The organism is Citrobacter sp. KH_055_1 (genome assembly GCF_057838705.1).
In genome coordinates this window covers 3,747,770-3,765,520 of record NZ_CM174473.1, presented here as the reverse complement: position 1 = coordinate 3,765,520, position 17,751 = coordinate 3,747,770, and the positions used below count along the sequence as shown (strand labels likewise).

21 protein-coding genes are annotated in these 17,751 nt (G+C 52.8%); 15 read left to right on the top strand and 6 right to left on the bottom strand.

The genetic code is table 11. From position 1 onward, the window contains the following. Nucleotides 1-17: 17 nt before the first annotated feature. The 4 genes from AC3ITF_RS17755 to flgA form a co-directional block, all read right to left on the bottom strand. Nucleotides 18-962 (bottom strand): lysine-N-methylase, encoded by a 945-nt coding sequence (locus AC3ITF_RS17755; protein WP_135912532.1) that lies wholly within the window; start codon nucleotides 960-962, stop codon nucleotides 18-20. Between the two features lie 138 nt (nucleotides 963-1,100). Beyond that, nucleotides 1,101-1,529 (bottom strand): flagellar protein FlgN, encoded by a 429-nt coding sequence (gene flgN / locus AC3ITF_RS17750; RefSeq protein ID WP_117342026.1) that lies wholly within the window; start codon nucleotides 1,527-1,529, stop codon nucleotides 1,101-1,103. A 12-nt stretch (nucleotides 1,530-1,541) separates the two neighbouring features. Beyond that, nucleotides 1,542-1,832, bottom strand: a complete 291-nt coding sequence (gene flgM, locus AC3ITF_RS17745) for a flagellar biosynthesis anti-sigma factor FlgM (protein ID WP_146717495.1) — start codon at nucleotides 1,830-1,832, stop codon at nucleotides 1,542-1,544. A gap of 82 nt (nucleotides 1,833-1,914) precedes the next feature. Beyond that, on the bottom strand, nucleotides 1,915-2,685 hold the full coding sequence (gene flgA, locus AC3ITF_RS17740; protein ID WP_146717494.1) for a flagellar basal body P-ring formation chaperone FlgA: 771 nt from the start codon (nucleotides 2,683-2,685) through the stop codon (nucleotides 1,915-1,917). 82 nt (nucleotides 2,686-2,767) lie between these two features. On the opposite strand from flgA, the gene AC3ITF_RS17735 reads away from it, so the two are divergent. From AC3ITF_RS17735 to AC3ITF_RS17680, 12 genes are all read left to right on the top strand, one after another. Then, on the top strand, nucleotides 2,768-3,115 hold the full coding sequence (locus AC3ITF_RS17735; protein ID WP_117342265.1) for a flagellar basal body protein: 348 nt from the start codon (nucleotides 2,768-2,770) through the stop codon (nucleotides 3,113-3,115). 2 nt (nucleotides 3,116-3,117) lie between these two features. After that, nucleotides 3,118-3,549 (top strand): flagellar basal body rod protein FlgC, encoded by a 432-nt coding sequence (flgC, locus tag AC3ITF_RS17730; protein ID WP_117342029.1) that lies wholly within the window; start codon nucleotides 3,118-3,120, stop codon nucleotides 3,547-3,549. After that, nucleotides 3,549-4,421, top strand: a complete 873-nt coding sequence (locus AC3ITF_RS17725; RefSeq protein WP_117342030.1) for a flagellar hook capping FlgD N-terminal domain-containing protein — start codon at nucleotides 3,549-3,551, stop codon at nucleotides 4,419-4,421. Before flgC ends, AC3ITF_RS17725 begins: the two co-directional genes overlap by 1 nt. A 22-nt stretch (nucleotides 4,422-4,443) precedes the next feature. Next, nucleotides 4,444-5,646, top strand: a complete 1,203-nt coding sequence (gene flgE / locus AC3ITF_RS17720; RefSeq protein ID WP_117342031.1) for a flagellar hook protein FlgE — start codon at nucleotides 4,444-4,446, stop codon at nucleotides 5,644-5,646. 11 nt (nucleotides 5,647-5,657) lie between these two features. After that, complete coding sequence (locus tag AC3ITF_RS17715; protein WP_135912530.1) at nucleotides 5,658-6,395, top strand: flagellar basal body rod protein FlgF; 738 nt, start codon at nucleotides 5,658-5,660, stop codon at nucleotides 6,393-6,395. A 30-nt stretch (nucleotides 6,396-6,425) separates the two neighbouring features. Then, entirely contained in the window at nucleotides 6,426-7,211 is a 786-nt protein-coding gene (gene flgG, locus AC3ITF_RS17710; RefSeq protein ID WP_117342033.1) for a flagellar basal-body rod protein FlgG, read from the top strand. A 66-nt stretch (nucleotides 7,212-7,277) separates the two neighbouring features. Beyond that, complete coding sequence (gene flgH / locus AC3ITF_RS17705; RefSeq protein WP_117342266.1) at nucleotides 7,278-7,943, top strand: flagellar basal body L-ring protein FlgH; 666 nt, start codon at nucleotides 7,278-7,280, stop codon at nucleotides 7,941-7,943. Further along, on the top strand, nucleotides 7,943-9,079 hold the full coding sequence (locus AC3ITF_RS17700) for a flagellar basal body P-ring protein FlgI (protein ID WP_117342034.1): 1,137 nt from the start codon (nucleotides 7,943-7,945) through the stop codon (nucleotides 9,077-9,079). The genes flgH and AC3ITF_RS17700 overlap by 1 nt, the downstream gene beginning before the upstream one ends. 8 nt (nucleotides 9,080-9,087) lie before the next feature. Further along, nucleotides 9,088-9,390: a rod-binding protein gene (locus AC3ITF_RS17695; protein ID WP_117342267.1), complete on the top strand. Its 303-nt coding sequence runs from the start codon at nucleotides 9,088-9,090 to the stop codon at nucleotides 9,388-9,390. A 97-nt stretch (nucleotides 9,391-9,487) separates the two neighbouring features. Then, nucleotides 9,488-10,864: a flagellar hook-associated protein FlgK gene (flgK, locus tag AC3ITF_RS17690; RefSeq protein WP_117342035.1), complete on the top strand. Its 1,377-nt coding sequence runs from the start codon at nucleotides 9,488-9,490 to the stop codon at nucleotides 10,862-10,864. 14 nt (nucleotides 10,865-10,878) lie between these two features. After that, a complete protein-coding gene (gene flgL / locus AC3ITF_RS17685; protein WP_117342036.1) occupies nucleotides 10,879-11,808 on the top strand; it encodes a flagellar hook-associated protein FlgL in 930 nt (309 codons plus the stop codon). A gap of 89 nt (nucleotides 11,809-11,897) precedes the next feature. After that, entirely contained in the window at nucleotides 11,898-12,899 is a 1,002-nt protein-coding gene (locus AC3ITF_RS17680; RefSeq protein WP_297712616.1) for a flagellar hook-associated protein, read from the top strand. On the opposite strand, the gene AC3ITF_RS17675 is transcribed toward AC3ITF_RS17680, so the two are convergent. Together AC3ITF_RS17675 and AC3ITF_RS17670 are read right to left on the bottom strand one after the other, a co-directional pair. Beyond that, entirely contained in the window at nucleotides 12,896-13,375 is a 480-nt protein-coding gene (locus AC3ITF_RS17675; protein WP_489175893.1) for a hypothetical protein, read from the bottom strand. The two genes, AC3ITF_RS17680 and AC3ITF_RS17675, sit on opposite strands and share 4 nt — an antisense overlap. After that, nucleotides 13,353-14,303 carry a transcriptional regulator gene (locus AC3ITF_RS17670; protein ID WP_135912525.1) on the bottom strand — a complete coding sequence of 317 codons (951 nt, stop codon included), beginning with the start codon at nucleotides 14,301-14,303 and terminating at the stop codon, nucleotides 13,353-13,355. The genes AC3ITF_RS17675 and AC3ITF_RS17670 overlap by 23 nt, the downstream gene beginning before the upstream one ends. Before the next feature lie 565 nt (nucleotides 14,304-14,868). Here AC3ITF_RS17670 and lafA point away from each other — a divergent pair. The 3 genes from lafA to fliS all read left to right on the top strand — a co-directional run bounded on the left by lafA (nucleotide 14,869) and on the right by fliS (nucleotide 17,749). Next, nucleotides 14,869-15,783 (top strand): lateral flagellin LafA, encoded by a 915-nt coding sequence (gene lafA, locus AC3ITF_RS17665; RefSeq protein ID WP_117342040.1) that lies wholly within the window; start codon nucleotides 14,869-14,871, stop codon nucleotides 15,781-15,783. Nucleotides 15,784-15,988: 205 nt separating this feature from the next. Beyond that, nucleotides 15,989-17,323, top strand: coding sequence for a flagellar filament capping protein FliD (gene fliD, locus AC3ITF_RS17660; RefSeq protein ID WP_117342041.1), 1,335 nt, complete (start codon nucleotides 15,989-15,991; stop codon nucleotides 17,321-17,323). A gap of 33 nt (nucleotides 17,324-17,356) precedes the next feature. After that, nucleotides 17,357-17,749, top strand: coding sequence for a flagellar export chaperone FliS (gene fliS, locus AC3ITF_RS17655; RefSeq protein WP_117342042.1), 393 nt, complete (start codon nucleotides 17,357-17,359; stop codon nucleotides 17,747-17,749). The last annotated feature ends 2 nt before the right edge of the window (nucleotides 17,750-17,751 follow it).

Sequence of the window (17,751 nt, the reverse complement as noted above, 5' to 3'; positions counted from 1 at the left end):
TTCCCGGCCAAGGGGCGCTAACAAATAAGCAGTGAAAAAGCAGACAGCAGATAATCCGCTGGCAGTATGGCCTGCACCTGCTGGCGTACTGAGGCTGATTCCTCGCTGTGGCGCCAGCGCTCAAGCAATGTAAACAGCGCGAAAATGTCAGCCTGGCTCAGCGGCGAGCCGTCCAGCGTCCACAGGCTCAGTAGGGTACGGATCAGGTAAAAATCGGTGACCAGCTCAAACAGACGTTGGGTGATGCTGGCGCTCTCATGCTGCGGGAAGGTGTCATGGTAGAGGCGATAGATCAGATAGTTACTGAAAATCCAGGCTTCCTCGGCAAAGTACTGCTGATGGGCTTTATGCCACTGTTTCTGTAATTGCTGGAGCAGCAAAGCTTCGCTGTTGGCATCCTGCATCATGAGCAAACTCAACTGCAGCGGCAGCGTCATTTTGCGCGGGCTTTCGGGCAGGATCTCCCAGTCGAAGGTCAAGCCGCCCATCAGAGACAGCAAATGGCATTGCAATTGTGGCAGGGCCGGTAGACGTGAAAATTGATTCTGCAATTTTCCCGTTGCGGCATAGTCAGCAAGGACGTTGGGCTGTGAGGCAATTTTTGCCAGCGTGTCGGCGTCGTCGCCCGGCAGCTTTTCGGACCACGAAAGCATAATGCCCAGCGCGTACAGACGCAGGTCTGGCGTTAAACCGGCAATCGTTACGGCATTGAGTGCGGCCTGATTCAGCACCCGATCGCGTGGTGATAACAGGGCGCTCTGTGAGTTGCAATCACTCTGGGTGACATGCAATACAAAAGCATTGGCATCGCCAAGGGCGGCTGTGCAACTGGCGATGTCTGTTAACGCCAGGCTCTGGCGGATTTCATGTTGCCACGTCATCTGGACATGCAAGGGAGAGTCCGGGTTGTGGGCTAAAAATGCACGGACAAAGTCAGGCTCGTAGCAATTAATCGTACTCATAACGTGTTCTCAGAAATTCCAATATTCAAATCTGGGCACTGTATTGCAATTTGCGTGCCTGTTTTTTTTAATTAATATATCAATGGGTTAGATTTGCAGGGGAAAGGCGCCTTCCGTTAAAAACGGAAGGTGGCAGGATTAAGGCTGGTAAATAAAATCAGGCTCGGTGCCCAAAAACGACTGAATGAACTCGCACTGGCGAATCAGCAGATCGCCATTCTTTTCGTTATAGGATTTGCAGCGTTCCGCTTTTTGTTCCAGACGCTGCCACCAGCTTTGCGCGGCGTTTTTTTGTGGGCCGGGCAACCAGCTAAATACCTGTTCCAGACCGCGACGATTGACGCTCACGCCCAGCTGTTGCAGGATCGCGCGGCGCTGCAGGCTACTGCTATTTAACTGTTCATAATGCTGTTGGATGACTTCATTGACGCTCAACAGCTCGTCACTGGCTCGACGAATCATACACAAACGCTGCTGTTCCAACTGAGTTCGCAGTGTGTCATACAGCGTTTCGTCTTCCCGAATGCCCTGAAGCAACAATTTCACCTGTTGCAGCTTAGTACTCACGGTTCTGACCTCTTATTTCTGGAAAAAACTGAGCATGTCACCTGCCAGCCGATCGGTATCAACCTGCAGATCGCCATTGGCCAGCGCAGCCTGCATTTGTGCGACTTTGTCGTAATCAACATCGCCCTGCGTGTCTTCATTCAACGTCTGCTGAGCGGACTGCAGCCCGGCCTGAGTCACATCATCAGCCGTTAGTGACGTGGTGCTGACGGTGCTGGATTTCGTTGTGCTTTTGTCGGCAGCACTGTTCCCGGACGTCGTTGGCGTAGGGCGGTTACCGGACAGCGTTGGGGTTATTTTCATAGCAACCTCGTGCGTATTCTTCTGTTACTTGCTAAAAGCGACCGTGAAGGAGAAAACTTTAATTCCATCACAAAAAATCCCGTTACTGCGTTGCCGTTAGCGTGCTGACGATGCCCGTATCATCCACCACGCCGCTAATCACCCGTTGACTGCTCGTGTTACGGATTTTAATCACTTCTCCTTTACGGCCGTTTTTCAACGCTACGCCGGGCATTGATGCGGTGATCCCCGCCATATGCGACACGATAGTTACCGGCTGGTCGCGCTTAACCAGAATGGGTTGTACTAATTCAGCGCGAGTCAGCGGTTTACCTGGCTGCAGGGTGCGTTTGCTGGTGAGCCCGACGGCATCGTCCAGTTGCATCAACAGCTCATTTCTCTGCCCGCTGATGTGATATTTCTTCAACTGTAAATCATCCACCGTCAGCACGGTGTCGCGCTCAATCAACGATTTCGGCATCACTACTGGCACAAACACATCCGGGCGCACCGCCACGCTGACCTTCCAGCCTGTGTGGCCTGGACAGCTCACTTCAAAATTCATCCGGCTTAAGGCCGTTTCGGCGGGAGATGACGCGCTAATGTGCGGCTCAGAAGGACAGAGTGGGGCGGTCGCAACCATCGAAGGGATATAGACATTGAAGGTATAGCGGTAGTCATGCCACTGCTGTTTTTGTGCCAGGGCGTCGATCTGCTGACTTGCTGCAGTGAGGACCTGCGCGTTGATCTGCTCCCGGGCGCTGTGCTGAACGGGATGGACGGCGGCATGCAGTGGTAAGGCAATGCTTAATGCCAGCAGGGTTATTGCGACAAAGGGGAAGGAAGGCTTCCTGCTGCGGGACGATAGTTTCATAAAATCATTTCTCATCAATCACTTAAAAGTTGGCATACATATTGCTTATAACAGCGATATTGATGCAGGAGTGATGCGAGAAATGGGAATCAGTTTTCAGCAAGCGTTGGGAGTACATCCGCAGGCAGTGAAATTACGTCTTGAGAGGACCGAGTTACTGACTGCGAATCTGGCAAACGTCGATACGCCAAATTTCAAAGCTAAAGATATTGATTTTGCCGCTGAGATGCAACGGGCAAGTCGAACAAATGTAATGCCAGAGGTTGATGTGAAGTACCGCGTGCCGATGCAACCCTCAGAGGACGGCAATACCGTAGAGCTGAATACCGAGCAGGCTCGGTTCTCACAAAACAGTATGGATTATCAAAGCAGTCTGACCTTCTTGAACCTGCAACTTAGCGGTATCAACGAGGCCATTGAAGGGAAATAACCATGTCGTTTACTGATATTTATCAGATTTCAGGTTCGGCGATGACGGCGCAAACCATTCGCCTGAATACCGTCGCCAGTAACATGGCGAACGCCGAAGCGCCCGCCAGCAGCGAGGCGCAGGCTTACAAAGCGCGTAGTCCAGTCTTTGCCGCCGTTTACCACAATAGCCTGATTGGTGCGCATAACCGCCACGCGATTGATGGCGCCAGCGTTCAGGTGCAGGACGTCATGCAAAGCGGCGGGGCGGTGAAGCGTTATGAGCCTCACCATCCCATGGCAGACCGGGATGGTTTTGTCTGGTACCCGGACGTCAACGTGGTTGAGCAAATGGCTGACATGATGTCTGCGTCCCGTGACTTTGAAACGGATGTTGATGTGCTGAATAACGTCAAAAGTATGCAGCAAAGTTTACTCAAATTAGGAGAAGCATAATGAACGCCCTGGCTCTGTATGCCCAATCGCAGTCGCTGGCTTCTTCCCAAGAGCCGACAGCGGTGGCGGAGAACAATGTCGGTTCCACGAGTAACCTGGGTGATAGCAGCAGCACGTCGTCCACCACGGATACCAGCGACACGTCATCCACTACGACAACCACAACCACCTCCACGGACTCCTCTGGCGTGGACACGTTCCTGACGTTGTTTGTGGCGGAGATTGAGAATCAGGATCCCACCGATCCAGCGGACCCGACAGACTATATCGACCAGCTCGCCTCAATGGCGCAGGTGGCGATGATGGAAGAGATGAGCGTTCAGGCCAATACCAACGCCGTGCTGATGAGCAACATTCAGGTCATGGCGTTAGGGAATCTGGTGGGTGACGACATTATGGTGCAAACCACCACGCTGGATATTGCCGACAACACCAAAGAGATTCAGGGGCGCGTCACGCTGGACGACAGCTGTACCGATGTGGATCTGCATTTCACTGACGCCGCCGGTGATGACTACACCGTATCGCTGATCCCGGAAGGGGAAACCTCCGTCGGACCTGGGCAGGTGGATTTCGATATTAATCCCGCTGATTACGGTATTCCGGCGGGTGATTACAACGTGTCGGTGGTGACCAACACCGGGGAAGCGGAAGTACCTATTGAAGTCACCGGTGAGGTTGAGGATGTGCGTATTCCGCTCGATGGCAGCACACCGGTTCTTAACGTGGACGGCGTCGGGGAAGTGCCTTTCACCATGATCACCCAGTTCGGCGTGCCGGATAGCACTGATGGCAGCGGCGGTTCCGATGACACCACGCCACCTGATACCGACGGCGGCAGTGATAATTCTGACAGCGATAACGTTATCTGATTTTACATTACAGGAATAAATAATGAGTTATGAAATTGCAGCGACGGGGTTAAACGCCGTTAACGAACAACTGGATGGGATCAGTAACAACATCGCTAACTCCGGTACGGTGGGTTACAAATCGATGACCACCCAATTCTCTGCGATGTATGCCGGGACGCAGGCCATGGGCGTGAGCGTGGCGGGTTCAGCGCAAAGTATCTCCACCGGTGGTTCTATGGTCTCAACGGGCAATGCGCTGGATCTGGCCATTAACGATGATGGCTTTTTCGTGATGTGCGACAGCGCCGGGAACATCTCCTATACCCGCGCCGGTTCCTTCGTAACGGACAAAAATGGCTATATCGTCAATGCGTCCGGTGATTACCTGCAGGGCTATCCGGTTGATGACAGCGGTACGCTGCAAACCGGGACGGTGTCCGATATCCAAATTCAGACCGGTAACATTCCGGCAGAAGCGTCAGACAGCTTGTCCTTTACGGCTAACTTTGACGCCAGTGATGCCACCATTGATCGTTCCACGGTCGCGTTTGATCCCACCAACAGCGCGTCTTATTCCGACAGCTATACCACCACAGTTTATGACTCACTGGGTAACGAGCACTCGGTTTGCCAGTACTTTACTAAAACCTCGGATAACACCTGGGAAGTTGATTATACCTTTGATGGTGCTGCTCAGGACGGCGCAGCACCAACCACCTTAACGTTCGATCCGAACACCGGCAAGTTGACCTCACCGACCACGCCGCAGACCGTTGAATTCACTACCGATGCGGCCGCGCCGATTGAGTTGACCGTCGATTACTCCAGTTGCACCCAGTACGGTTCTGATTTCTCCGTCACCACCAACTCCGCGAATGGTTATGCGTCTGCAACCCAAAACGGCGTGCAGGTTGATGACGACGGAAAAGTTTACGCCACCTACAGCAACGGTGAACGCATGCTGCAAGGTCAGGTCGTGCTGGCGACCTTCCCCGACGAAAATGGGCTGGAAGCGGTGAGCGGCACCGCCTGGGTGCAAACGGGGGAATCCGGCACGCCGCTGATTGGTACACCGGGTTCCGGTTCTTGCGGCACGCTCTCCTCCGGCATGCTCGAAAGCTCCAACGTTGATATCACCACTGAACTGGTTGACCTGATGACGGCCCAGCGTAACTACCAGGCGAACACGAAAGTGATCTCCACCAGTACGCAGCTTGATGATGCGCTGTTCCAGGCAATGTAAGGCGCGGATAAATGGATCGCTTGATATATACCGCCCTGAGCGGGGCCACCCAGACGCTGCAAGAGCAGCAAATCAGCGCCAACAACCTCGCTAACGTCAACACCACGGGGTTTCGCGCGGATATGGCGATGGCGAGTAATGACAAAGTGAAAGGCGGCGGATTCGATACGCGCTATATGGCGAAGGAGAGTCCAAGCGGGGTGAACGACAGCACCGGTATCGCGGAGAAAACGGAGCGTCCACTCGACGTAGCCTTGCAGGGCACTGGCTATATCGCGGTTGAGGATAAAGACGGTAACGAAGTCTATACCCGCAACGGCAATATCCAGCAGGACGATCAGGGGCAGCTCACCATCAACGGTAACGTGGTGTTAGGCGATAACGGCCCGATCATCCTGCCGCCGAATGCCATTGCGTCTTTTGGCAGCGACGGCACGCTCTCGGTGACGCCAGACGACGGTGATGTCACCGCTACCATGGACATTGACCGCCTGAAGCTGGTGGATATACCAGTGAACAATCTGGCGAAAAACGCGCAGGGCATGCTGATCACCGCCGATGGCGTTCCAGCCCAGCGCGATGAAAACATCAAAGTGAGCGGGGGCTTTCTTGAGAGCAGCAACGTGTCGGCGGTTAGTGAAATGATGTCCTCCATTGCGATGAACCGCCAGTTTGAAGCGCAAATCAAGATGATGAAAACCGCCGAAGAGATCAGTGATTCGGGCAACCGTTTGTTAACCGGCTCCTGAGCCGCCGTGACCCATCAGGAATAAAGCATTATGAATGCAGCGTTATGGATCAGTAAGACCGGCCTGTCGGCACAGGATGCTGAGATGAGTGCGATTGCCAACAACATCGCCAACGTCAACACCACAGGCTTTAAGCGTGACCGCGTGATGTTCCAGGATCTGTTCTATCAGACTCAGGAAGCGCCGGGCTCGATGCTCGATCAAAACAATATCATGCCGACCGGCATGCAGTTCGGCAGCGGTGTGCGAATTGTCGGAACCCAGAAAACCTTCAGTGAAGGCAATGTGGAAACGACCGAGAACTCGATGGATGTCGCCATTATGGGACAGGGTTTTTTGCAGGTGCAGAAGGCCAACGGCGATATTGCCTACACCCGCGACGGCGACCTACAGGTCAATGCTGATGGGGTAATGACCAACTCCCAGGGCTTGCCGTTGCAGCCGGAAATCGACGTGCCGTCCGGCGCGACCAGCGTGTCAATTGGTGAGGATGGCACGGTGACGGCCATCTTACCTGGCGATACTGACACCACTGAACTGGGCCAGCTGACGCTGGTGAACTTCGCTAACCCTGCCGGGCTTTCTGCCGAAGGGGACAACCTGTATCTGGAGACTGCCGCCAGCGGCCAGCCAACGGAAGGGGTACCAGGTGAAGATGGGCTTGGCACGCTGCAGTCAGGGGCACTGGAAGGCTCCAATGTGGATATCGTCAACGAAATGGTGGCGATGATCACGGTGCAACGTGCTTATGAGATGAACGCCAAAATGGTCTCTGCGGCAGATGACATGCTGCAGTTTATTAGTCAGACGCTGTAACGCAACAACGTGAAATGCCGGATGGCACAGCGCCATCCGGCAAGGTTTAAACGAAATAGGCAGAACGTGAAAAATTATCTCTGGCTGATGGTGCTGCTTCCCCTGCTCAGTGGGTGTGAATCGCAGGCTATCCTAGTCAAAAAAAATGACGAATTCTTTGCGCCCCCCAAAACAGAGGCCCCGGCTCCGGCGGATGGTCGTGCGGGCGGTGTGTTTGAAACAGGCTATAACTGGTCGTTGACGGCGGACCGACGCGCCTATCGGGTGGGCGATATCCTGACCGTTATCCTGGAAGAATCTACCCAGTCCAGCAAGCAGGCGAAAACCAACTTCGGTAAGAGCAATACCGTCGACATCGGCGCGCCGACCATCTTTGGGCATACCAAAGACAAGCTGTCCGGCTCGATAGATGCCAACCGTGACTTTGACGGCAGCGCCACCTCGCAGCAACAGAACAGCTTACGCGGCGAGATTACGGTGTCAGTCCATTCTGTGCAGCCGAACGGCATTCTGGAAATTCGCGGCGAGAAGTGGCTCACCCTTAACCAGGGGGATGAATACATTCGACTGAGTGGCCTGGTACGCGCTGACGATATTCAGAACGACAACTCGGTGTCATCACAACGGATTGCGGATGCGCGCATCTCCTACGCCGGACGCGGGGCATTAAGCGATGCCAACGCGGCGGGGTGGCTGACGCGTCTGTTTAACCATCCACTGTTCCCGATCTAATGCAGGATTTTACTATGCAACACTTACGCGGGCGCTGGATGAAAGCGTTAAACGCCGTCGTGATCGCTCTGTGTCTGGTGGTACCGGGCACGTCGCAGGCGCAATCTCTTGAATCGCTGGTCAATGTGCAGGGCGTCAGGACCAACCAACTGGTGGGTTACAGCCTGGTGGTCGGGCTGGACGGAACCGGTGATAAAAACCAGGTGAAGTTCACTAACCAGACCATTACCAACATGCTGCGTCAATTTGGCGTGCAGTTGCCGAGCAAGATCGATCCGAAGGTGAAAAACGTCGCGGCGGTGGCGGTGAGCGCCGTGCTGCCGCCGATGTACTCACGCGGGCAGACCATTGATGTCACCGTCTCGTCTATTGGTGATGCTAAAAGCCTGCGTGGCGGCACCTTATTGTTAACCCAACTGCATGGTGCAGATGGTGAAGTTTATGCGCTAGCGCAGGGAAGTGTGGTGGTTGGCGGGATGAATGCGACCGGCGCCAGTGGCTCCAGCGTGACGGTGAATACGCCTACCGCCGGACTTATCCCCAATGGGGCGTCGGTGGAACGTGAAATTCCCAGCGACTTCCAGTTGGGCAACACTATCACCCTAAACCTGAAACGCCCTTCTTTTAAAGACGCCAATAATATTGCCGGGGCGATCAATGCGGCGTTTGGCGGCATTGCTACCGCGCAAAGCTCGACCAACGTCGTCGTCACCGCCCCGACCAGTCCCGGTGCGCGCGTGGCGTTTATGTCGCAGTTGGATGATGTGCAGGTGCAGGCTGAGAAAGTCCGCGCTCGTGTGGTGTTCAATTCGCGTACCGGCACCGTGGTGATGGGTGAGGGGATCGCGCTGCATGCGGCGGCGGTATCTCACGGCAGCCTGACGGTATCGATCAATGAATCCAGCAACGTCAGTCAGCCGAACGCACTGGCGGGAGGACGTACTGCCGTCACGCCGCAGAGCAACATTTCGGTTAACCACGCGCGCCCTGGCATCATCTCTCTGCCCGAATCCAGCAGCCTGAAAACGTTGGTTAATGCGCTAAATAGCCTCGGGGCCACGCCGGACGACATTATGTCTATTTTGCAGGCGTTGCATGAAGCGGGTGCGCTGGATGCCGATCTGGAGGTTATTTAATGACAGATATCAAAGTGAATCGCAGCGGCGGCACGGATGGCAGCGATGCCTTAATGGGTCCCAAAATCAAAAGCAACGATTTGCAGAAAGCCGCACAGCAGTTTGAGGCGATTTTCTTACGCAATATGTTGAAAGAGATGCGTAAAACCAACGAAATCTTTGATTCAAAAGATAACCCGCTCAACAGTGACTCGGTACGCATGATGCAGGGTTTTTATGATGACCAACTGTGTAACTCGCTGTCGCAGCAGCACGGTATCGGGATTGCGGCGATGATTGTGAAGCAGCTGTCGCCCCATCACAAAGGGTAAAGCCCGGCGGCGACTTAAGAACCGTCAGGTTTTTGCCGCTCTTTATCAGCAAGGTTGTTAACGAGACACCGGGCAGCAGGCCGGCGAGGATTTTTTGATGGATATGATTAGTATCGGCTACAGCGGCGCCAGTACGGCGCAGGTAGAGCTGAACGTAACGGCGCAAAACACCGCTAACGCGATGACGGATGGCTATACCCGCCAGGTGGCGATGATCAGCAGCATTGGCGCCAGCTCGGGTTCGTCAAACAGCGCGGGTAACGGGGTGCAGGTCGACAGCATTCGCCGTGTGTCCAACCAGTATCAGGTCAGCCAGGTGTGGTACGCCGCCAGCGATAACGGCTACTACAGCACCCAGCAGGAATATTTAACTCAGCTGGAAACGGTGCTCAGCGACGACAACACCAGTCTGAGCGGCGGTTTTGATGATTTTTTTGCCGCGCTCAATGCCGCGACCTCCAGCCCCGATGACTCAGCCCTGCGCGAGCAGGTGATCAGCGAATCCGGCGCGCTGGCGCTGCGAGTCAATAACACGCTGGATTATATTGACTCGCAAAGCAGTGAAATCGTCAGCCAGGAGCAAGCGATGGTGGCGCAGGTCAACACCCTGACCAGTGGGATTGCCAGCTACAACCAGCAAATCGCCGAGGCAGAAGCCAACGGCGATAACGCTTCCGCGCTGTATGACGCCCGCGATCAGATGGTCGAACAGCTCAGCGGCATCATGGACGTACAGGTCAACACTGACGATCAGGGTAACTACGACGTAACGCTGAAAAACGGTCAGCCGTTAGTTAGCGGGCAAGAGAGTTCGACCATTGCGCTCGAAACCAATGCCGATGGCTCACAAACGATGTCGCTGACCTTCGCCGGCACCACCTCCACCATGAATACCGATACCGGTGGATCAATGGGGGCGCTGTTTGATTATCAAAATGACGTGCTGACTCCGCTGACGGATACCATCAACAGCATGGCGTCGCAGTTTGCCGATGCCGTCAACACCCAACTGGCCCAGGGTTACGATCTGAACGGTAATCCCGGGGAGCCGCTGTTTATTTATGATGAAAATTCAGCCGATGGCCCGCTGGAGGTCAACCCGGATATCACCGCCGATGAACTGGCATTTTCCAGCTCACCGGACGAAAGCGGCAACAGCGATAACCTGCAGGCGTTGATCAACATCTCCACCGAACCGCTGGAGATTGACGGACTCGGAAGCGTGACGGTAGGGGAAGCGTGTTCGTCGATCATCAGCAATATCGGCATCTATAGCCAGCAAAACCAGACCGAGGCGGAAGCGGCAGCCAACGTCTATTCCGAAGCGCAGAATCAGCAAAGCAGCGTCAGCGGCGTCAGCATGGACGAAGAAGCGGTGAACCTCATTACCTATCAGCAAATTTATGAGGCCAACCTGAAAGTGATTTCCGCCGGTGCGGATATTTTCGATTCCGTACTGGAAATGTGTAGCTAACCTGGAGAGTTATCATGCGAGTGACTGCGCAACAATCTTATACATCCATGAATCAGAGCTTTGATAAGCTTTCCACCGACCTGGCACACGTTGTTACCCAGATGGCGACGGGAAAAAGCATTCTGCTGCCCTCGGACGATCCGATTGCTTATACCCGCATGACGCAGCTGGATCGCCAGCAGTCAGCGATTGAACAGTATCAGACGAATATCGATTCCGCCTCGGCGGGGATGAGCCAGCAGGAGTCGATCCTCGATGGCGTCAATGACAGTTTGCTGGCTGTGCGTGACGATCTGCTGCAGGCGGCTAACGGCACCAATACCGCTGACTCGCTGTCCAGCCTCGGTCAGGATATTCAATCCCTGACAGAATCGATGGTCGCGGCGTTAAATTACCAGGATGAAGACGGCCACTATGTCTTCGGTGGGACGGTAAACGACCAGCCGCCTATTGTGGCGGTGGACGATGATGGCGACGGCGTCACCGACAGCTACAGCTATCAGGGCAACAGCGATCATCGCGAGACCACCGTGTCGAATGGTGTTGAGGTGGATACCAACGTGGCAGTGAGCGATTTCTTTGGCAACAATCTGGATGTGCTTAACACGCTGACCTCGTTGTCGCAGGAGTTGCAGGATCCGTCAGTCGACCCGGCTGATCCGCAGGTGCAAAGCGACATCTCCAGTGCCATTGACGTGGTTGACGACGCGTCGGATTCACTGAACGCTTCTATCGCATCACTGGGCGAGTCGCAGAACACGATGACGATGATGAGTGACGCGCAGACGGATATTTCCACCTCTAACGAGCAGTTAATGAGCTCGCTGAGCGATCTCGATTACGGTCCGGCTTCCATTACCTTTACCGGTCTGGAGATGGCAATGGAAGCCACCTTAAAAACGTACTCGCAGGTGAGTGAGTTAAACCTCTTTAGTCAGCTTTAAGTCTCTTAAATACCCGATGAGTTTGTAGGCCGGATAAGGCGTGTGCGCCGTCATCCGGCAACAATAGTCAACAGCAGTTCAGGAATACTATGCAGGTCGGTTTAAATACAACATCCCTCTCCGGTAGCGGAGCGCTCAATCCTTCGGTGCAGCAGCATGCTGTTGCGCAGAACGCCCCGGTTCGTCAAAAGTTACCCGCAACGGCGAGTGATTATCCGGCTTCGCCGCTGATCACTACACGCCCACAGCGTTACAGCGTTCAGCTAAACGATCAGCTCACCACGCTGCAACAGGCTGACCACTATCTGGGGCAGCTTGAGCAGCAGTTGCTGGATTACCGTCATGCCTCACGACGCGGCGGCCAGGCGCAGCAGCAGAAAAGGGCCGATGTGGCGCAGTGGCTGGATAAGCGTTCAACCTTGTCAGGAGGCGCCGTCGATCGGCAACTGAAATCGGTATTGCAGGGAGATGCGCGGGTGACGTTCCAGTCGCCCGAACTGGAGAAAATGTTCCAGCAGCGTTCAACCGGGGCGAAAATGTTCAGTGTGTCAGACGGTCGTCAGACGCAGCTCTCTGCCGTGGTTGTTGGGGAGGATGCTGATTCTGGGCAATATAAAATGATGATCGGCAACGCGCTACGCCGTGTTGGTGTGCAAACGCATGAGAATCAGGGGGCTATCACCTTCTCCACCACCGAAACACAATGGGCGCAGTTGGCACAGACGCTGAGCGTGCATGAAGAGGGTGATAAACCCTCCACCTTTACCCCGCTGAAAACTTTCGCCGATCCTTCACGTACGGATGCGCTGTTGCAAACCTTGCAGCAGGGGAGTTCCCGTAGCCTGGAGGGGATTCAGCAGGCGCTGGACACCATTGGTGAACAGCGCTCACAAATGGCGGCGCAGCAGGAGAAGGCCCGGCAGCTGATTGACGGGATGGCGCGTTTCCCGCAGGCCGAAAGCGCGGTCAAAGCGTCAGAAACACTTGGCGGGGTGTTGGATCACGCCAATCATAATTATCAGGTGTTAGCGCAAGCGGTTAACGGCCAGGCTCGACTGTCCAGCCAAACCGTCCGTAGTTTATTACGTTAGTCAGGCTGGCAGGCTTTTGCGGTGAAGGAAAATGAGGAAGGGTCTGAAACAATCAGGCCACCGACATCTTGATTAAACAGTAAATTTTGTTGTTTATTTAAATGAATCCACCACGTTCGCAGATTGTGTTCATTAACGAATGAACCTAAATTTGATAAACGCGAATCATTCTGGTCGGTTTCAGCACCACTGAAACGAAACTCCCCCTGTTTAACAGCTCCAGAGTAGCGGTTAACGCAGGCCGAGATTTTAAAAATGGACGGCGTTTTTTTATTGGTATCGAGAGGAATCAAGGTCACGGTGGTGTTTTTGCCCGGTGGGCTGACCATCATTTCATAATGTGCGCTGGTTCCCGCCTCGAGGTCATAGTTCGCAATAATCGTATTCTCAATACGCGCACTGGCGGTAAAGATGGTAAATGCTGCAATAACAGGAAGGGCATAGAAAAAGTAATTATTTGCATTTTGGCATTTCATTCAACACTTTCTCCACTTCTTTATACATAACATTATTCATTTCATTATCTTTGTTTTGCCAGCGTTCAAAGCTCAAAGCTAACTGCCAACTGTCATTGCATTGGTTACTCAGCACTATATCCAAAACAAATTTATTCAGCGATACCCGGTAATACAGTTCCATTGACGCATTATGCGTGTCCAGCAACTGATTAATCCCTTGAATACCCGGTGACATATGCTGCGAAAATGGCGTAACGGCGGCCGGTTGGGTATCAGGATCGTAAAGGTGGTAAACGGTAATACGTTTAGCGTTATTCAGGTTTTCTTTTATTAATTGTGGTGTTTCAGCGGTTGTCATTTTTGGCTGTGCGTTAAAGTAATACATAAATGTGAACAAAAATAAGGCAATGGCGATAACCGAACCTACCATCATAGCTGCCTGATAAGGGCGTTTTTTAACCGCAGTGCGTGGCGTTTTTAGTGTGTCTGTAGCGGTGTCGAATGCCGGGGACATCAGCACCTGATTGCCATTTTGCTGCTTATCCTCCGTTGTGCTCTCGGGGAGTGCAGCGTGCTCTGCCACCGCTTCAATGTTGTCATTATTAACATTGCACTTATTGTTGTTAACAGTTTCAGTGAGGTAATTTTTATTAAATAAATAGCCTTTCTTGGGAATGGTTTTAATGATTTCCTGTTGTTTACCATCATCATCGATAGCGACCCGCAAAGCATGAATAGCAGTGGGAAGACTATTTCCCCCGACGATGCGGTTTTTCCAAACTTCGGTCATTAAAAACGAACGCGCTAAAACGGTATCGGCATTTTTAGCTAATGTTTCTAACAGAATAAAATGGTACTCGCCGAGACGACGGGTTTCACCTGTCTCACAATGGATTAATGCATTAAGCGAAGAATCCATCCGCCAGTGGTTGACAACAATACTCATAGTGTTATTTGCCCATGCAAGGTTTTTTAGATCCTTTGCGTCACGCTGTTAAAAATCAACGTATTAGAATCATAAATGAACTGCGATGTCTTTCTGGCTGTTCGGATGAGGAAGTGACAGCATAATCAGTATTGTTTTTTTTGCAGTCCGAAATCGGATTTGAAATGTAGCGAAAGAGCCTGAAACTCACAACATACAAGGCTGATGGTATTTGCAACTAAATGTAAAATAACGGATTAAATGATGAATTTAGAATGTGTCGGATTAAGGATAATCTCATTTGATTCATAATCTTAAACCTTTGATGGGGCGGGTTGTTAAAGCATTATTAGATATTTCTAATAATCTTTTAATTAAAACTTGATTGAGATCTTACTGTAGTGGTGGGTTAATGAAGGAGATGAGCACGCAAAGCTAAATTAATGCGGGTAAGTGATTTTATATGGAGGCAATAAAGAGAGGGGGAGGCGTAAAAAAATTTTTTAGGGTGCGTTAAGTTTTCCAAACGGATGGTCGTTTTTACAGAGTATCGAAACAAAGACGATTAATCCCAAGGAGCAGTATCATGTTATCTATTAATACCAGTAGCGCCTCAATGGCCGCCGTTAACGCCATCAACACCAGCATGGATTCTCTGTCCACCTCAATGGAACGTCTGGCGACAGGTAACCGCATCAACTCTTCTTCTGACGATGCTGCGGGCAAACAGATTGCTAACCGTCTGACTGCACAGTCCAGCGGTATGGGCGTTGCGCTGAGCAACATCGATGATGCGACCGCCATGCTGCAAACTGCTGACAGCACCTTTGATGAAATGACCGACGTACTGGGCCGCATGAGCGACCTGGCCACGCAGGCAGCGAACGGAACCTACAACGACGACGACCTGCAGGCGATGCAGGACGAATACGACGAACTGGGTCAGCAGATGTCTGACATGCTGCAAAACACCACCTACGGCGGCACCAACCTGTTTGGTACCTCCGGCACCAGCAACACCGGTGAAGATGGCCTGTTCCAGGGCTCTGTCACCTTCCAGGTCGGCGCAGAATCTTCTGATACCATGACCGTCGATATCTCCAGCCAGTTGGGTAATCTGACCGCCGATCTGAAAGGCATCAGTGCCTCTTTCTCTGCTGACCAGGCTGATACCACCGGCACCGCAGGTGTTTCTGGCGGTACTGAGCTGACCGCTTCTGGCTCCGCGAACACCATGATTGACAGCATTTCTACTGCGATGGACGACGTGTCGAAGATCCAGTCCAAGCTGGGGGCGTCTATCAACCGTCTGAACGACACCGCCAACAACCTGACCAGCATGCAGGACAACACGGAAGTGGCTATCGGTAACATTATGGATACCGACTACGCGACGGAAGCGTCCAACATGACTAAACAGCAGGTTCTGTCGCAGACCGGCATCACCATGCTTAAGCAGTCCAACAGCATGTCCAGCATGGTTTCCAGCCTGCTGCAGTAATCTCTGTTTAGTGGTGAAGCCACGTATACACAACACCGCCTGCTGGCGGTGTTGTGCTTTCAGCGGCGCGATATTTTTTGGCAAACCTTCCTGATAAACGGAAGTTTAGCTTCCATCACATTTATAACTAACTGATTTATCAACATATAAAATGTTGGCATGAGTTTTGCTGTTACCTCAATAACGTTGCACGGAGTCAATCATCATGGGTTACACAAGTGCTGTTCAAGCAATGGCGCAGAAAATGGCATATGCCGACATCTCGAATCAGGTCGCGAGCCTGCAAGAGCAGCAGAGCGATCTGACTGCGGAAAGCAATGGGCTTGATTCGCTCAGCACGGCGCTGACGAATTTTCAGTCTGCGGTGGATGCGCTCAATAGCGACACCGACGGGCCGGTGGTGTTTTCTGCAACGAGCAATAATGACTCGGCAACCGTTTCTGCCAACTCAGAGGCCCAGCCGGGAACCTATTCTTTTTTCGTTGAGCAGTTAGCGCAAGCGCAGCAGTCGACTTTTGATATGACTGATGACACCTATTCCGCGACGGGGACGTTTGAACTGACGATGGGTGACAGCACCATGGACATCGACCTGGCGTCAGCAGATGCCAATGGCGATGGTGATGGGTTTATCGATGCCAGCGAGTTGGTCAGCGCGATTAATGATTCCGACGATAACCCTGGCGTGTCGGCCGCGCTGGTGAAAACGGACGGTACGACGACCATCATGCTCACCTCTGACACTACCGGCGAGCAGAGCGCTTTTTCGGTGTCGGTTATCGATCACGATCCGACCAATGACACCAGTACGACGGTACCCACGCTGGACACCCTGACCGAATCGCAGGATGCGATTATTCATCTGGGAAGTTCAACGGGGCCGACGATTACCAACAGCACAAATACATTTGATGATGTCATCCCGGGCGTCACGATGACGTTCAGTGAAGTCAGCGATCTGGATGATCCGACGGATCTCACCACCTTTACGGTTGCTGAAGATTCTTCTGCCTCTGAAGCCAAGGTCCAGACCTTTGTCGACGCCTATAACTCGCTGGTCGATACCATTGACTCGCTGACCACCTACGGGGACGACGATACCTCGGCAGGTGTATTCGCTGGTGATGCTGGTCTCAAATCGCTCACCAGTCAGATGGATGACATTGTTCACTCTTACTACGACGGCTCCTCGATTGTGGATTACGGCATCACGCTGGACAGCGACGGCCATTTGCAGATCGACGCTGACACCTTCGATGACGCCATGGAAGAAAATCCGGACGGTCTGACCTCAATCTTTGTGGGTGATGACAGCATGGTCGCCCAACTCGATAACCTGATGGACAGCTATCTCGATTCCAGCAACGGCATCATCGCCCAACGTCAACAAGGTCTGGATGACGATCAGACCCGCATTGATGACAGAAGTGACCAGCTGACCGAGACCTACAACACCAACTACGACCGCTATGTGACGGAGTACACCAACACCATTATTGAGGTGTACACCATGAAAATGAGCATGGCTGCATTCTCGTAACCGACCGAGTTCACTCAAGGATTTACTGTAAATATGTACGAAACACAGGATGGTTATTCGCAATATAAAGAGATCGATCTTGCCGCCCGCACGGCGGCGGCCTCGCCTCTTGAACTGGTGCTGGTGCTGTTTTCTGGTTTGATGGACGAGCTGGAACGCGCCAAAAGCCATATCGAAAACAAGCGCTTTGAGAAGAAGGCGCAAAGCATCAACAAATGCATCGATATTCTCAATGCCTTAACCAGCTCGCTGGAGTTTGAAACCGGCGGCGAGCTGGTGGTGAATCTGTCACGTCTTTACGACCACTGTGTCTACCGCCTGTATGAAGCCAGCGGGGAATTATCGATTGAGAAGATCGATGAGGTGATTGTCATTCTGACGAATTTGCGTGAAGGCTGGGATGGCCTGTCAGCCAAGCTCGGGTAAGT

Excerpts from the sequence above, each read along its gene's own strand:
- flgC (WP_117342029.1), top strand. The coding sequence starts at position 3,118 with ATGTCGTTTACTGATATTTATCAGATTTCAGGTTCGGCGATGACGGCG.
- AC3ITF_RS17670 (WP_135912525.1), bottom strand. The coding sequence starts at position 14,303 with ATGAGTATTGTTGTCAACCACTGGCGGATGGATTCTTCGCTTAATGCA.
- fliD (WP_117342041.1), top strand. The coding sequence starts at position 15,989 with ATGGGTTACACAAGTGCTGTTCAAGCAATGGCGCAGAAAATGGCATAT.
- AC3ITF_RS17725 (WP_117342030.1), top strand. The coding sequence starts at position 3,549 with ATGAACGCCCTGGCTCTGTATGCCCAATCGCAGTCGCTGGCTTCTTCC.
- AC3ITF_RS17755 (WP_135912532.1), bottom strand. The coding sequence starts at position 962 with ATGAGTACGATTAATTGCTACGAGCCTGACTTTGTCCGTGCATTTTTA.
- lafA (WP_117342040.1), top strand. The coding sequence starts at position 14,869 with ATGTTATCTATTAATACCAGTAGCGCCTCAATGGCCGCCGTTAACGCC.
- AC3ITF_RS17735 (WP_117342265.1), top strand. The coding sequence starts at position 2,768 with ATGGGAATCAGTTTTCAGCAAGCGTTGGGAGTACATCCGCAGGCAGTG.
- flgL (WP_117342036.1), top strand. The coding sequence starts at position 10,879 with ATGCGAGTGACTGCGCAACAATCTTATACATCCATGAATCAGAGCTTT.
- flgG (WP_117342033.1), top strand. The coding sequence starts at position 6,426 with ATGAATGCAGCGTTATGGATCAGTAAGACCGGCCTGTCGGCACAGGAT.
- fliS (WP_117342042.1), top strand. The coding sequence starts at position 17,357 with ATGTACGAAACACAGGATGGTTATTCGCAATATAAAGAGATCGATCTT.
- AC3ITF_RS17675 (WP_489175893.1), bottom strand. The coding sequence starts at position 13,375 with ATGAAATGCCAAAATGCAAATAATTACTTTTTCTATGCCCTTCCTGTT.
- flgK (WP_117342035.1), top strand. The coding sequence starts at position 9,488 with ATGGATATGATTAGTATCGGCTACAGCGGCGCCAGTACGGCGCAGGTA.
- flgE (WP_117342031.1), top strand. The coding sequence starts at position 4,444 with ATGAGTTATGAAATTGCAGCGACGGGGTTAAACGCCGTTAACGAACAA.
- flgA (WP_146717494.1), bottom strand. The coding sequence starts at position 2,685 with ATGAAACTATCGTCCCGCAGCAGGAAGCCTTCCTTCCCCTTTGTCGCA.
- AC3ITF_RS17715 (WP_135912530.1), top strand. The coding sequence starts at position 5,658 with ATGGATCGCTTGATATATACCGCCCTGAGCGGGGCCACCCAGACGCTG.
- AC3ITF_RS17680 (WP_297712616.1), top strand. The coding sequence starts at position 11,898 with ATGCAGGTCGGTTTAAATACAACATCCCTCTCCGGTAGCGGAGCGCTC.
- AC3ITF_RS17700 (WP_117342034.1), top strand. The coding sequence starts at position 7,943 with ATGCAGGATTTTACTATGCAACACTTACGCGGGCGCTGGATGAAAGCG.
- flgM (WP_146717495.1), bottom strand. The coding sequence starts at position 1,832 with ATGAAAATAACCCCAACGCTGTCCGGTAACCGCCCTACGCCAACGACG.